This window comes from Bacteroidales bacterium, assembly GCA_012517825.1.
In the GTDB taxonomy this organism is placed as follows: Bacteria; Bacteroidota; Bacteroidia; order Bacteroidales; family JAAYUG01; genus JAAYUG01.
Genome location: JAAYUG010000194.1, coordinates 1 through 14804, shown reverse-complemented (window position 1 = coordinate 14804; position 14804 = coordinate 1). Strand labels below are relative to the sequence as shown.

At 44.8% G+C, this 14804-nt stretch carries 13 protein-coding genes; 7 read left to right on the top strand and 6 right to left on the bottom strand.

Features of this window, described 5'->3' with window-relative positions:
- A partial coding sequence (locus GX419_13270) for an integration host factor subunit beta (protein ID NLI25666.1) occupies positions 1-69 on the bottom strand: 69 nt, incomplete at its 3' end.
- A gap of 291 nt (positions 70-360) precedes the next feature.
- Between GX419_13270 and mutY the strand changes: the two genes are divergently transcribed.
- The 7 genes from mutY to GX419_13235 all read left to right on the top strand — a co-directional run bounded on the left by mutY (position 361) and on the right by GX419_13235 (position 5613).
- Positions 361-1440, top strand: a complete 1080-nt coding sequence (gene mutY / locus GX419_13265) for an A/G-specific adenine glycosylase (protein NLI25665.1) — start codon at positions 361-363, stop codon at positions 1438-1440.
- Between the two features lie 49 nt (positions 1441-1489).
- Positions 1490-1933 carry a single-stranded DNA-binding protein gene (gene ssb, locus GX419_13260; protein NLI25664.1) on the top strand — a complete coding sequence of 148 codons (444 nt, stop codon included), beginning with the start codon at positions 1490-1492 and terminating at the stop codon, positions 1931-1933.
- Between the two features lie 12 nt (positions 1934-1945).
- Positions 1946-3262: a gliding motility-associated protein GldE gene (gene gldE / locus GX419_13255; GenBank protein NLI25663.1), complete on the top strand. Its 1317-nt coding sequence runs from the start codon at positions 1946-1948 to the stop codon at positions 3260-3262.
- Positions 3263-3266: 4 nt separating this feature from the next.
- Positions 3267-3854, top strand: a complete 588-nt coding sequence (gene gldD, locus GX419_13250; protein NLI25662.1) for a gliding motility lipoprotein GldD — start codon at positions 3267-3269, stop codon at positions 3852-3854.
- Between the two features lie 154 nt (positions 3855-4008).
- The gene (locus GX419_13245) at positions 4009-4641 is read left to right on the top strand and encodes a 4'-phosphopantetheinyl transferase superfamily protein (GenBank protein ID NLI25661.1); all 633 of its coding nucleotides are present in this window, start codon (positions 4009-4011) and stop codon (positions 4639-4641) included.
- 11 nt (positions 4642-4652) lie between these two features.
- Positions 4653-5387 carry a geranylgeranylglyceryl/heptaprenylglyceryl phosphate synthase gene (locus tag GX419_13240; GenBank protein NLI25660.1) on the top strand — a complete coding sequence of 245 codons (735 nt, stop codon included), beginning with the start codon at positions 4653-4655 and terminating at the stop codon, positions 5385-5387.
- Positions 5388-5421: 34 nt separating this feature from the next.
- Positions 5422-5613, top strand: coding sequence for a hypothetical protein (locus tag GX419_13235; protein ID NLI25659.1), 192 nt, complete (start codon positions 5422-5424; stop codon positions 5611-5613).
- 11 nt (positions 5614-5624) lie between these two features.
- Here the strand turns inward: GX419_13235 and GX419_13230 are convergent, their stop codons facing one another.
- The 5 genes from GX419_13230 to GX419_13210 all read right to left on the bottom strand — a co-directional run bounded on the left by GX419_13230 (position 5625) and on the right by GX419_13210 (position 14758).
- Complete coding sequence (locus GX419_13230; protein ID NLI25658.1) at positions 5625-7622, bottom strand: sulfatase-like hydrolase/transferase; 1998 nt, start codon at positions 7620-7622, stop codon at positions 5625-5627.
- Between the two features lie 97 nt (positions 7623-7719).
- Entirely contained in the window at positions 7720-9468 is a 1749-nt protein-coding gene (locus GX419_13225) for a PAS domain S-box protein (GenBank protein NLI25657.1), read from the bottom strand.
- Positions 9469-9521: 53 nt separating this feature from the next.
- On the bottom strand, positions 9522-11063 hold the full coding sequence (locus GX419_13220; protein ID NLI25656.1) for an alkaline phosphatase family protein: 1542 nt from the start codon (positions 11061-11063) through the stop codon (positions 9522-9524).
- A gap of 269 nt (positions 11064-11332) precedes the next feature.
- Positions 11333-13048: a T9SS type A sorting domain-containing protein gene (locus GX419_13215; protein ID NLI25655.1), complete on the bottom strand. Its 1716-nt coding sequence runs from the start codon at positions 13046-13048 to the stop codon at positions 11333-11335.
- 129 nt (positions 13049-13177) lie between these two features.
- Entirely contained in the window at positions 13178-14758 is a 1581-nt protein-coding gene (locus GX419_13210; protein ID NLI25654.1) for a SusD/RagB family nutrient-binding outer membrane lipoprotein, read from the bottom strand.
- Positions 14759-14804: the final 46 nt, after the last annotated feature.

Sequence of the window (14804 nt, the reverse complement as noted above, 5' to 3'; positions counted from 1 at the left end):
TCTCTGAACCGTCACCTTCTCGATTCCAGTATTCCTGGAGATTTCGTTTACGATGTCAGCTTTTGTCATGTTTAAAATCTTTTAATATCAGTGAATTACAAACAATTAATTCAAATCGGTCTGCAAATATAAAAGTTTTTCCATTATTACGAAAATATGCCGTTAATTTATTGCCTGTTAGTCAGCTATTCGCTTTGGGTTCATTTTCTGTGCGATAAAGGCTGAAACCCGGATCAAAAAATTCTGTTCTTGCAAAAATTATTCAGTAACCTTGCCAAACGAATCAGGGGATAGTTTGTTTCTGAAGAAAGAATTATTCGGTTAACACAATTTTTTCTAACTTTTTACGAAGAAAAACGCATGAAGAGCTCTGCTTCAAAGACAATACGCAACATAATAAAAACGTGGTACAGGAAAAACAGAAGGAATCTTCCCTGGAGGGAAACTTCTGATCCATATAAGATCTGGGTATCAGAAATCATACTCCAGCAAACAAGGGTCTCGCAGGGTACCGGTCATTACCTGAAATTTGTAACACGCTTTCCCGACCTGAAAACTCTTGCTGCCGCCACAGAAGAAGAGGTACTGAAAACCTGGCAGGGAATGGGATATTATACGAGGGCACGAAACATGCATAAAACAGCATTACTGCTTACGAATGCACATGGAGGCGCCTTCCCAGGTACTCCGGAAGAACTTGCAAAACTGCCTGGAATTGGTTCATATACGGCAGCAGCCATTGCATCCATTGCGTTTCAATACCCCGTTGCCACCATTGATGCAAATAGTATGCGAATCATTGCCAGGTTGTACGGTATTCACCAGGACATTAGGTCGGCGGGCATAAAGAAAAAAACAGAAACTCTGGCCATGGAACTGCTGGATCGCGAAAACCCTGGAGAATTCAATCAGGCTCTGATGGATTTCGGTTCCCTTCAATGTACCCCGGGGATTCCCGACTGCGGTTCCTGCCCGCTGAATCATTACTGCGAAGCTCATCTTACGGGCATGGTAAATAAAATTCCCCTTCTCCGGCAAAAGAAAAGACTTCGTCACCGCTACTTTCACTACCTGGTTATTACCGACGGGACCTCTGTCTGGTTGCATAAGCGAACAGAGAATGATATCTGGCATTCGCTTTATGAATTTCCTCTTGCAGAAATGCCATCAGGGAAACGACCGGATGCCGGCAGCTGGTTCAAAACCACGGGCATTCCTCATATTCAGCCTGAAAAAATATCAGAAATCTACCGGCATACATTAAGCCATCAGCTGATTCATGCAAGGTTTTATGAGGTCACTGTTCCCTGCGGCCAGAAGCCAAAGAGAAATGACCTGATACCTGTTCCGGTAAAATCGCTCGTGTCATACCCCCTTCCGGTCCTCATTGCCAGGTATCTTGCAGATTCCGGAATAGCACATTATCGGCAAAAAGGATAACGATTATTTTTTGTATTTTTGCTTAACCAATTGTTTCAAATCTATACAAATGAATTCCGTTAACAAAGTTATTCTCATTGGCAACGTTGGCAAGGACCCTGAGGTCAGGTACCTGGAAGGCAATGTGCCGGTATGCAGGTTCCCTCTGGCCACCAGTGAATCCTACAGAAACAGGAGCGGAGAAAATGTCACCCAGACCGAATGGCATAACATTGTTCTTTGGCGCGGCCTCGCTGAGATTGCGCAAAAATTTGTCAAAAAAGGTACACCTTTATATATTGAAGGGCGAATTTCAACCCGTTCATTCGATGACAGAGATGGCAACAAAAGGTATATTACCGAAATTGTGGCCAGCAATATGATTCTTTTAGGCAGAAGACCGGAACAGCAGGGCCCCGATGAAGGGAAACCCGTAACAGATGTGGAAACCGGCGAACCCCATATATCCGAAGGCCAGCCAACTCAGCCTTCGGATGATGATCTGCCCTTCTGAGAAACAGTACCCATGAACCTGATTTTCCTGTCATTTTTTTCTGCGGGAGCAATTACTGTCTATCCGGTCAGCCTGTCTGCCGGTATCGAAATTATTATTATCCTCTTTCTCCTGGTCTTATCCGCGCTTATTTCAGGTTCCGAAGCTGCTTTCTTCTCTCTAACTCCTGCCGAAATTAAAAAAATTGAAAAGGGCAACGACCCCAGACACAAAACCGCCGCCGGACTGCTCCACAAATCAGAGAATCTTCTGGCAACTCTTCTTCTGGCTAACAATTTTGTCAACATTGCTATCGTAATTACCTCATCTTTTCTGCTGGCTGAACTTTTTGATTTCGGGTCAAACACTGTTTTGCTTTTCCTGTTTCAGGTGGTACTCATCACCTTTGTTATCCTTCTGTTTGGCGAAATGATGCCCAAAATACTGGCCACTTCGCAGGCTTATCGTTTTGTTTTGATGATGGCTGTTCCCCTTCAGATCACTTGTTACATCCTTTCGCCAATAACCGCCCTGCTGGTAAAATCGTCCTCCCTTTTCCGCCGGCAGATGGGAAACAAGCATGGGTCTCTTTCTCTGGATGAGCTTTCCCAGGCGCTGGAACTGACTTCTCCGGGGCTTTCGGAGGAAAAACAGCTCCTGGAAGGAATTGTCAGGTTTGGGAACATTGATGTGCGCGAAATAATGAAGCCGCGACTCGATATTGTAGCGGCCGACATCCGTACTCCCTTTTCGGGAATCATTAGTATTATCAATGAGTCGGGTTATTCGCGGATTCCTGTATATGACAAAACCCTGGATAACATCCGCGGAATATTGTTTTCCAAAGACTTGTTGCCACATATCGGCAAAAACGATTCATTCCGCTGGCAAAGCCTCCTTAGGCCGCAATATTATGTGCCGGAAACAAAAAAAATCAGCGACCTCCTGCACGATTTCCAGCGCAACAAAATCCATATGGCCATAGTAATTGACGAATACGGAGGAACAAGCGGCCTGGTAACCCTGGAAGACATCCTCGAAGAAATTATTGGCGATATAGTTGATGAGAGCGACGATGAATCTCCTCCCGATTATGTCAAAGTCTCTGACAATGAATATGTTTTCAGTGGCAAAATTCTTCTTCACGACTTTTGCAGGATTACCGCAACCCCCATGTCGGAATTTGATTCCGTGAAAGGAGAAGCCGACACCCTGGCCGGATTGATACTGGAAATCAAAGGAGAACTGCCGGCAAAAGGAACCGCTCTGACATACGGACGATTTTATTTCCTGATTGAATCGGCTGACGACCGAAAAATCAATTCGGTGAGAGTAACCATCAAGCCCTGACAATATGCTTTTTAAACAAATCCGTTCTGCCGTTTTGCTGTTGATCCCTTTATTGGTTCTGAGCCAGGGGTGCCGTAAACACTATACTCCCAAACCACGCGGATACTTTCGTATCGACCTGCCTGAAAAGCAATACCGGACCTATCGTTCAGCTTGTCCGTTCGCGTTCGAATTTCCAATTTATGCATCGGTTATACCCGATGAAAGCAAAGATGCTGAACCCTGCTGGATGAACGTCCGTTTTGAACAGTTCCATGCCACCATCCATATGAGCTATAAGCAAATAAAGAAAAATCTGCCCGAACTCACTGAAGATGCGCGTTCTTTTGTTTATAAACACACCATCAAGGCCGATGCTATCGGGGAATTGCCCATTAGCTATCCCGAAAAAAAGGTATATGGAATTCTTTATGATATTGAAGGAAATGCCGCCTCATCGGTCCAGTTTTTCCTTACCGACAGTACCCGGCATTTTATTCGCGGAGCTCTCTATTTTTCTGTAACACCCAATGCCGATTCTCTCGGGCCTGTTATCCAATTCATCAGAGAAGATATTGTTCATCTTACCTCCACTTTTCAATGGTTGAATTAAGAAAAATGTTTATTTTTGGCTCCAACATCAATCCCTGTTTTAAGCTATTAATGGATTAACTAATTGCAAAACAAGTAATTGACCAAATCAATCCGAACCGAACATTTAATCTGGTTTCATCAGCAGAAGTAGCCTCATTTATCCATTAAACAGTATGGGAGTTATACACAAGAGTTACCCCGAACAGGATTGTGTTCTCGGAATCTGGGAAATTCAGGAAGATATTGACACATTGCTTAATCTGGTGAAACCCGATGAAGAGGAAATTGCCCATCTGGAAGAGTTTCGCAACGAAAGAAGAAAGATTGAATGGCTGAGCGTGCGGGCGCTGATCAACGATATGACCGGAAAGAATTCCAGGATCATTTATAACGGAAGCCATAAGCCCTATCTGCACGACTGGTCTTACAATATCAGCATATCCCATTCGGTCAATCTGACGTCCATTCTTCTTTCAAGGCAGAGAAAAGTAGGGATTGACCTGGAATACATGTCGCACGACATTGAAAAGATCCGCCATAAGTTCATTAACGAACAGGAGTATATCACCTCCCATCCCCTGCTGATCAAATATCATTTGTATATTCATTGGTGTGCCAAGGAAGCACTGTATAAAATCTGTGACAAACAGGATATTAATTTCCGGATAAACCTGACCATTGCTCCGTTTGAACCGGAGGAGAGCGGCGAGATAAAAAGCACAGTTACCAACAAATACGGAACAGAGCAATATACCCTCAGGTATTTTCGCCTTGGCAACTATGTGGTTGTATGGTGTATCAAGTGAACAATTGATTCATGGTTTATCAGCACATTCTGACAGCGCGTCCTGAAAAGCTTCTTGCGGTTCTTGTTGACCCCGACAAGCACACAGCAGATAGCCTCAGACAGCTTACTGAGGTTATCAGAGCAACTCCTGTTGACTTCGTTTTTGTCGGAGGAAGCCTGGTTGCAGGGCGGCCTGACCAGGTTGTTGACATTCTTAAGGAATCGTTAAAAAAACCGGTTGTTCTCTTTCCCGGAAGCCTGCTTCAGATTAGTCCCAACGCCGATGCTGTTTTGCTGCTTAGCCTGATCTCGGGCCGCAATCCGGAGTTTCTTATCGGAAACCATGTGGTGGCCGCACCTTTTCTGAAAAACAGCCGCCTTGAAGTTATTCCTACCGGATATATACTCATTGAGAACGGATTTACCAGTTCGGTTGAATATATGAGCAATACCAAGCCGCTTCCGGCCCGGAAACCCGATATTGCAGTGGCTACCGCTATGGCAGGCGAAATGCTGGGGATGAAGCTCATTTACCTTGAAGGAGGTAGCGGAGCAAACCATCCTATTCAGCCTGAACTGATTGAACAGGTTAAAAAGAACATAACTATCCCCCTGATCGTTGGCGGAGGTATCCGCACTTCGGAAGACCTGCAGATGGTTGCCGAAGCAGGAGCCGATCTGATTGTTATCGGCAATGCCCTTGAAAACAATACCGACAGAATCTATACTATTCTGTCTGATTGGCCGTATCAGAAAAATGATTAACTTTAATAATCTCCTTATCATTAAACCGCTTTGTATGAAAAAGAAGAAATCCTTCCGGTCGTATGATGACGAGTACATAGACCGTAATCCAAGGAAGATGACAAAAAAGAATCCGCGTAACCTGAAAAGGGAAATTTTTGAGGAAATCGAGGAAAACGAGGATATTGAGGAAATGTTCCGGGATTACGAGTCGGGAGGGTACTACGACGACGAAGACGATGAATAACACTTCCCGGTTTAGTTCTGTTCCGGCGCCGTCATCCGGTTTTCTATCATCCTGTTCACATACTGTTGCATAAAGGCCTTTGCAAGGAGTTCCAGCCTGGCTCTGACATCTTTTTTCGTTTCTGCCAGATTATGATTCAGCAACGGGTCCTGGTGAAGGTCATACAGGCCTGTTGTCGTAACTCCGTTGAACTGAAGCATATAATCTCCCTGAAAGATCTGAAAAACACCGCTGTGGTAATTTGCAACAAAATGCTCCGGTTCATGGAACACATCGAAACCGAAGGCAAAATATGGTTTGTCGTAATGCAGCATGCCCAGAACGGTAGGCATGATATCGGTCTGCTGGATCAGATCATCTGACACAGAACCACTGTCAGCCCAGGGCATATAGAAAATAACGGGAACCCTGAACAACCCGGCACTGGTGAGATATTCCGGATGGCTTGGCGTGGTCTGGGTGTGATCGGCAGTAAATACAAACAGGGTATTCCGGAACCACGGTTCTTTGCGTGCTTCGTTAAAAAACATCCTTAAAGCATGATCCGTGTATGCAATAGTCCGGTGAATCGGGTGCGGTCCTTCGGGAAACTTTCCTTTATATTTTGCCGGAAGCTCAAACGGATGATGGCTTGACACGGAAAATATCACCCCCAGGAAAGGTTCGGGAAACGAGCCCAGTTTCTGCCTGAAAAACTGAAAAAACGGTTCGTCCCATATGCCCCAGGTACCGTCAAAATCATCACTGTTACCATATTCCGACATGCCGTAATAATGGTCAAAACCGGCCAGCCGGGTAAATGAACTGAATCCCATGGAACCGTTAGGCGCCCCGTGAAAAAATGCCGTATAATAGCCTTTCTCCTTGAGCAGACTTCCAAGGCTGTTGATCTTGTTGTCGTAATATTGCGTTACAATATAGGGCTCCCTCACATGCGGAATACTGCTCAGAACGGAAGGAAGGGCATCAATTGATTTCCTCCCGTTGGCATAACTGGTCCGGAAAACGAGGCTGTGATGGCAGAGCGAATCCAGAAAAGGAGTATAGCCCTTGTACTTCCCGTTCTCAAGATCCTTGTTGAAAAATCCGAAATTTTCGGTGCCAAAGCTTTCCAGGATAAAAATCACCACATTGCGCGGCACAAAAGGACCATCCGGGACAGGGTGCTTCACCGGATTGTAAACAGCTTCCAGAGAGTCTTCACTGGCAAAAAAATGAACTTTCTCAAAATCCTGAATGCCGATAGTTTTGTAAAGGCAAAAAGGTGTATTCAGGACAATATGTGTTTCCTTTGGCTCATCGACATACTCTCCTGCATTGCTCAATGTAATGGGGCGCGTGCTGTGACGGAATCCTCCCCTTACCCCCCCGATAAACAACCCTATGCTCAGGGCCATAACCACCAAACCTTTCAGAAAATAGGAAACCAGTGGTTCCTTGTAGTTGTCAGGCATCCGGATACGCCTGACACCATAAATAAGAACCGCAAGAACGCCCAGAAAAAATAAGGTGGCCGGCCAGTAATCGAAAATAAACCGGAAGGAGAGTTTTCCCAGGTTGGTTTCATGGCTGAACTCCCTGAAAAGCGTCATGGTGGTGCGGCGGAGGGTGAAACGGAAGTAAATGAAATCAGCAATATTGGCGAGCAGAGCAACCGCATTTGTTATGATAAAAACCGTATCGAGAATGACTCGTGAAACACGGTTATACTTCCAGGGCAAGGGCAAAATATAGAAAAGTATGTAAAGAATGTTCGTGTACAGAATAGCCACCGTGTCAAATTTAAGCCCGGCGGCCATAAACCGAACCAGTTTTCCGGCTGTAACTCCCTGGAAGAGAAAAGTATTGAAAAAGTAAAAGCCCAGCCGGCAAAGGCTGAAAAGGAAATACATCAGGATAAGCCGCTTGAGCAAAACAATAAACGAAGGCTCAGGAATTAAACGCGAGATCAATGATCTTCCCTTCCCGCTGATCAAAGGCTTTTTTCTGCCACCGGAGAAATTTACCATTTGTTTCTATCGTAAGAAAAGCTGGTAAAGATAGAAATAAACGATAATTTAAGATTAAATATAGAGAAAACTCAGCAGCAGAAAGTTATTTACATGTCTATCTTTTGGGCAACCAGAAGAAAAATGTACTCCCTTTACCTGGAATGCTTTCTACCCAGATTCGCCCATGGTGCTGTTCCACAAACTCCTTACATAAAGCCAGCCCCATACCTGAACCTTTTTCACCCATGGTCCCTTTTGTAGTTTCATTCAAAGGTTGGGTAAAAAGCCGCTCAGCCTGTTCCTGTGAAATACCTGTTCCCGTATCCTTTACATATACAGTAATTCCATCATCATCTGAACTGCACCCTGTTTCAATCATCCCTCCTGAACCGGTAAACTTCAGTGCGTTCGACAAAAGGTTGCGGATAATCACTTCCAGCATATTCCTATCGGCAAAGACAATACCCTGCTCTCCGGATGAATACACAAGACGGATATTCTTCCCTGCAGCAGCCCCTCCAAGCATAGCAATATTTTCCTTTAAAAGAATATTAATATCAACAGGTTCCGGGACAAAGGAAAATCTTCCTGTCTGTGCTCCGACCCACTGCAACAAATTTTCGAGCAACTGACTGGCTTTCAACGAAGTTACATGAATATATCCCAGAATCTCCCTGGTTTTTTCCTCTGAATATTTTCCTGCCTGGGCCAGAAGAACCTCTGAAAATCCTATGACCTGATTAAATGGGTTCCGCAAATCATGGGCAATAACAGATAAAATCCTGTCTTTGGTAACATTAAGCTGGGCAAGCCGTTTCTCGCTTTCCTCCAGTTTTTCCTCCGCTTCTTTTCGGGCTGTGATGTCGAATAAAATAATAGCATAACCCTGTGGTCGCGACCGGTTGTCAAAAAGCAGGGAAATAGCTGCATGAAAATATTTCCTGCCCGAATTTAATTCGCAGGGAAATTCAATTTCATCAATTGCGGGATTTTCAAGAAGATTCTTTAAAGGATTCAGGATAACGGGAAGATTGGCAGCAGATACTCCAATCCACTGCTCTTTAATAAAAGGGAAATATTGCGTCAGCGCCGGATTAAAACCTGTTATTCGTTTGCCTGCATCAAAAATAATAACTCCTTCGCGCATATTGCGAAAAATGGCAGAAAAGGCAACAGGAGTAATCTCCAGAAACTGTTGAAAAAACAAACCATATCCTATAACCAGACCCATCAGCATAAAGCCGAAAGGATTCAGATCAATGCCTTTTGGGCCGATTCCGGCAATATAGAAAATAAAAACGATCCATGGCAAGGCAACACTCAGAAACAGCATTTTCAACTGCCTCCGGAAATATCCCTGACTTTCTCTGTACGAGAAAAACAATATTATAAAACCGGCCAGTAAGGCTATATTAATATATACTATATGAAGCCAGTAAAAAAAACCACGTTCGAATACCAGAACAGAAAGGCCCACCATAGGTTCCAAATGCACATTATGATAAAAAAGACCATGCTGACTGGTGTTCCAGTGCATCACCAATGTGATTGCAGGAATGACGAAAAATAGCGGAATGGTCTTATTTCCTAGCCATGCATCATTATGGGTATAACGGAGAACAAACAAAAGAAAAAAAGCAGGAATACATGAAATACCAAAGTATTCAATTTTATTCCAGAACAGAGCCTCGGCGAGGGTATTTGAATTCAGTTCAAGAGCGTATGCGAAAGAATATATTGTAACACACAGCATCAGCAGATTAAAATTCATAATACCCTGACTATGTCTGAAACGAAAGGAATAGACAGCCAGCACCAGACTTATAAAGGAAGCCAGAAATAAGAAAATTACCGCTGCATGCAAATTATAGCCCGCATTTATATGTAAAAATACAATTTTTGAACAATATGCCTTACTTACTGGAGGAGTTCCATAATTGTATTCCCTGCTGAGCCGTTGGGAAACATAATATCAAGAAAAACGGAGAGTGTGGGAGCAATGCAGGTTGGATCGTACAGGGTGTTGATGTTCTGCCGCCGGATTTTCCACCCATACCAGATCAGCGGAACATGAGAATCGTAAGCCCAGGAAGAATTGGCTGCTGTAGCATTTTCTGTCTTTTCAATCCACCCTGGTTCGAGATGCAGAATTACATCACCCGAACGCTTCTGATTGTAATTGTTCTGTATTTTCCAGAGGATTCCGCTGGTAAAATTGGATTGCTGCAGGGTTGAAGCTGTAACTGCATTAGCCACACCGGTAAACTGAACCAGAAAATTGGCAGCGGTAGTCTGAAACTGCTCCAGCGAAAGCTTTGAGTCTTCAATCAACTGCTGGTTCAGGTACAGTTGCTGATTTTTGTAATAACTGATCCAGTCTGCCTTGCCATACAGGATGTTCAGATAGCTGGAGAGCAGTGCCATAGCCTGGTTTGCGTTAAAAACACCGGAGGGCACTCTGGATTGTTCAAGATACCCAGGAACATAAGCTATACCCCGGTCGGCTGTAAGAAAAACCAACACATTTTCTCTCCCGAGCGTTTCATCGATAAAATTCAGGAAGTGGGCTATGTCTTTGTCGAGACGAAGAAAAAGGTCTTCCATTTCCACCGATTTGTTTCCGTATAAAACACCGGCATTACCTGTTACAGTAAAAGTAACATAAAGCATATCAGTCACAGAGCGCATTCCCAGCGAATCATTCAGGATGGCATTGATGGCAAAATCTTTCGTATACGTATTTCCGGAAGGGACAAACCGCAGGAGATCATAGTTTCTCCTCTCCTTCTTTTTCTGGGTCAGCTTGTTAAGGTCATACGGAAAGACAATCTGGCCCTGAATACCTTTTTCGTATTCATTCCTGTCCGGAAGACTCTCGGAATACTGGTCAAGAGGAAGCAGCGGGTTCCACATTTCGGAAAGGTAAACATCAGCAATTTTTTTCTTGTTGAAATCGGCAACCCACCGCGGCAAAGAGTCCATATACCAGGAACTGCTCATCCAGCCTCCATTATATGGATCAAACCAATAGGCTGCATTGGCAGAATGACCTCCTGCCAGAACAGCCGGCTCCGGATCGAGGGCAATACTGATTACTCTTGACGCTGGACTGGCAAACCGAAGTTCATCAGAAACCGTACTCGACACAACACGATGAGGTGAATAAAAACCCATATCATAACTTCCGCCCAGGGCTTTTACTTTCTCATCAGCAGCTGCCTTTACTGCAATCTTTTTCACCTTATCGTACCACTCATCGGCAATAATCCCATGCACAGCAGGAACGGCTCCGGTGGCTATTGTCGCCATTCCCGGCGCTGCCTGGGTAAAGAGATAATTGTACCGCACATTCCTGCAGAACGCGCCATCATTTATCAGTTTCTTAAAACCATTATCCCCGAATTTGTTCCAGTAACGGGAGATATAATCATACCGCATCTGGCTTACCGTAATACCCACTATCAATTTTGGCTTTTCCGGAGGAATGCGCCGTCCGTTCTGAGCTAAAATATTGCCGGAATGAATAAAGGAAAGAAAACAGATTGAAAAACCCAATATAACTCTTGAAGAAAAGAATGCATTCACCGGTATATCCTCCCAAATTGAATGATAGGTTAAAAATCAGGCGGTAAATATATCAATATCCGCGGTTAATTTTCCGCTTAAGGAAAAAATTCAGTCTTTCCGGGGATGTTGAAAAATTTCGTTTTTCGACCTCTCCAAAACTTTCACTGTGCCATTCTGATAAATTTTCTGCTGTATTTCCCTTTCCTGTCAGTTGCCGTTATGATATATACGCCGGGCTCAAGACCCCGGAGATTGATGGAATAGAGACTTCCCTGTACAGGCCGGAGGGAGGGAATGTCGAAAAGGACTTTTCCTTTCAGGTCAAAAATGCGGAGCCTGACAGGCCCCTCAGGCGTGATAAGATATCGTATTGTGAGTTCTTCATTAACAGGATTCTGAATAACCGCAAAATATTGTCCGGCCCCGGATATATGGCCCGAAGAATCGGCTGAATCAGGCACCATGAACAACCTCACTTGTACCAGGCTGTCAGGAGGAACCGTGACGGTAATCATCCGGTCTTTGTATCCGGGAGCCTCTGCCTTGAGGGTGTATTCTCCCGGCAATACAAGACGCACGAAATATCCTGTAAGGGAATCACTTTCCACAGCCGAATTGGCTGACGGCACATCATGGCCGGGAATGCTCAGCCACACCCTGAGAGGTTTTCCGGTAATACTGTCAGTAACAAACCCCTGTATCCCGCGCAGAGCTTCTTCCATATACCCCAGAAGGCTCCGGAAATTCGCATTCCAATAAACAGGAATGAGAGTAGCATCCGGTATTTTTACCGAGCTTACTTCGATTGTAACCTCTCTTCCCCTGAGAAACCAGGTAACATAATCCTGCCTCCCGCCGGTAATACGGTACCAGTCGTATCCATTGGTTACTCCCGAAGCATATGGACTGGTAAAATAGCCAGGCGGGCCGTACCTGTGGACAGTATCAGCGTACCGCAGGCTGATCTGATGAAACCATGCATCATCCGGATGCCTTTCAATCCAGGTATCCCACGGATAATTAACCACTTCGGCTCCCCCGTGAAAATTGGCTGAAAGGGTGAAATGTTTTTCCTGCAAGTACTTCATCATCGCCTGGGTTTCCGCTTGCCATGATTTCCCGTCAGGATGGTCTCCTGCTGCAGGATCAGGAAAATTACGGTTCAGATCAACAGCATTGGCATTAAAACGGGTGGCACCGTAAACGCTAGTATCAGAAAACCTGTATGTCCCATCGGGATTAGCCAGAGGATTTATATAGATTTCCAGGTTATCTACCAGTCGTTTTATTCGGGGTGATGTGTTGTAAGCCGCTAAGAGAGAGTCAATAAGATGGAGCATAAGCATACAGCCTGTCAGCTCATCTCCGTGAATGGACGAAGTAAGAAATACCCTCGGTTCGGTCTGCTCCCTGGAGGCCGAATCAGAAATTTTCAGCGCCAGAAGGAGTTTTCCCTTTACCGAATAACCTATGGTATCAAGCTGTGTGATGGAAGGATTGGAAGCGGCAAAGGATTGCATGTTCTGCACGTATTCTGCATAGGAAGGATAATAATTCCAGGCGGTTTCACGGGTGCTTCTCAGAGGCACCCCGGGAACAAATGATAACGACGGCGGAATAAGCACCCGGTAAGGAATGCCCAATGAACGGAACCTTTCGTATTGTTTTCTGTTAACGTAGGCCGTAACTTCTTTTCCGCGCACGAAATCTATGGAAACGTAACCGGACAATTCTTCTACCGAAAGGGAGGCAGGACAATCAAAAGCAATGACAGCTTCACCTCTCAGGTTCAGATATTCTGTAATTTTTGCCGTATCCTGAGCGGAAACAGGCCTCCATAAAAAGAAAACAGGTAAAAGGAACAGTGCATGCCTCATACACCAAATGTACTACATATTCAAAAACTTTAAAGCGGACAACAAAAAACCGGGGGTGACAGCCAAGCTGACACCCCCGGGCATCCCTCTACTAACTAACCAACTGATTAACTAACCAACCATTGAAACTTAATCAATATCCCAGAAGACCTTCGTCTTGAGATTATCTGTACTCTGCACAGCCTTGTAATTTTCCGAATTAAGTTTCTTTTCCGTATCGGGAAGCACAAAGCGTACAGGAGGATTGGGCTGGTCACTGCCTGAATCAACCATGAACTGAAGGAGAGGCTTGTTGAGCCTTCTCAGTTCGGCCCATGTCTGAGGCATCTGTGAGATACCGGTATTGAGCCACTTCTGCGTTCCGATAAGGTTCAGCTTGTCGGTATTGGCATCCCAGCTAACACCAGGCTGCTGCAGGTAAGCGTCAATATCGGCCGGATCGGGCGAAGCAAGCGGCGCACGGAAAGTTCCGGTAGAATTAATTTTGTAGTACAGTTCGATTGACTGTTTTACACCGGTTTCATAGGCGGCCTTGGCATCCCCAAGAGAGTATTTAAGATAGGCTTCTGCCTTGAGGAAGCTGACTTCGGCTGCGGTGATGACCCAGCCCGGGTAGAAATTGTTCCGGCTGAAAGTAGCTGTATCATAACGGGCCATCAGTCCATTGCTGATTTTGGTGTTCTGATCGGCTGAGTTTTCAAGAGGATCGACGCCAACATAGTCGCCATTAACATTGGGATCGAACATGGCAGGAAGACGCGGATCGCCATTGGTCACCATATGATCAATAATTGCCTTGGGAGCAAGGTTGTACATACCCCAGGTTTCAAAACCATCCGTAATTCTCCAGCCCGGATCAGGGTTATCATAGGTGGTAAGATTCGGAGCCTTGGCATCTACCATGATGTTTTCATTATTATTGTCAACAACCGGGTATTTGGATGGATTGCCCAGAATAGCAGCCACTTCGCTCTGTACCCTTGACTGGAATGACGGTACACCGGAAACCCGCATCAGCATTCTTAGTCTGAGCGAGTTGCAGTATTTCTTCCAGAGGGTCAGATCACCGTCGTTAAGAAAATCCTGTGCCTTGAAAAGATTCTGATAGAAAGCCGGAACACTAATATCTGCCAGCTCATCAGCTATATTTTTCAAATCATCCAGCATGGCGGTATAAATCTCTTCGCCCTTATCATATTTAGGCAGAGATTTGTTCAGATCTCCCAGATTGGTCTTCAGTTTTCCTGCTTCACTCCAGGGAATATCACCCCACATATCAACAATCTGCTCGGTCTGGTCGTAGAAGAAAATAGTAGCCGCCAGCATGAAGATCCTCTTATCGGCTTTATCCACTTCGCTGGATTCTTCATACAGTTTCTGCAGTTCCCTGTACTGTACCATGGGCCCGGTATAGAAGTTCTTCCACCGGTCATTCAATGCACTGGCATCAGGGATGTACTGTTTTTCGCTGTTAACCCAGCCAAGTACCTGGGTATAATGGCCTAAAGTAGGACTTTCCACCACGAACAAGCGCCAGTAATGCATCATCACATAATTAATAGGAGCCTGAAGAACTCCGGTAAAGAAATTCTCTACCGTAGCCTTGGAAGTTTTTCCCGGATCCGGATACAATTCTTCCAGTTCCGATTGCCTGCAACCATTCAGTGTGGTTACAAGGGCTATCATTGCAATTAACACAATTCTTTTCATGCGTCAGTTTTTTAAATCAATTTATCCAATAGCGGATCAGAAGTTT

Excerpts from the sequence above, each read along its gene's own strand:
- GX419_13230 (NLI25658.1), bottom strand. The coding sequence starts at position 7,622 with ATGGTAAATTTCTCCGGTGGCAGAAAAAAGCCTTTGATCAGCGGGAAG.
- GX419_13215 (NLI25655.1), bottom strand. The coding sequence starts at position 13,048 with ATGAGGCATGCACTGTTCCTTTTACCTGTTTTCTTTTTATGGAGGCCT.
- GX419_13245 (NLI25661.1), top strand. The coding sequence starts at position 4,009 with ATGGGAGTTATACACAAGAGTTACCCCGAACAGGATTGTGTTCTCGGA.
- GX419_13210 (NLI25654.1), bottom strand. The coding sequence starts at position 14,758 with ATGAAAAGAATTGTGTTAATTGCAATGATAGCCCTTGTAACCACACTG.
- mutY (NLI25665.1), top strand. The coding sequence starts at position 361 with ATGAAGAGCTCTGCTTCAAAGACAATACGCAACATAATAAAAACGTGG.
- gldD (NLI25662.1), top strand. The coding sequence starts at position 3,267 with ATGCTTTTTAAACAAATCCGTTCTGCCGTTTTGCTGTTGATCCCTTTA.
- gldE (NLI25663.1), top strand. The coding sequence starts at position 1,946 with ATGAACCTGATTTTCCTGTCATTTTTTTCTGCGGGAGCAATTACTGTC.
- ssb (NLI25664.1), top strand. The coding sequence starts at position 1,490 with ATGAATTCCGTTAACAAAGTTATTCTCATTGGCAACGTTGGCAAGGAC.
- GX419_13240 (NLI25660.1), top strand. The coding sequence starts at position 4,653 with ATGGTTTATCAGCACATTCTGACAGCGCGTCCTGAAAAGCTTCTTGCG.
- GX419_13235 (NLI25659.1), top strand. The coding sequence starts at position 5,422 with ATGAAAAAGAAGAAATCCTTCCGGTCGTATGATGACGAGTACATAGAC.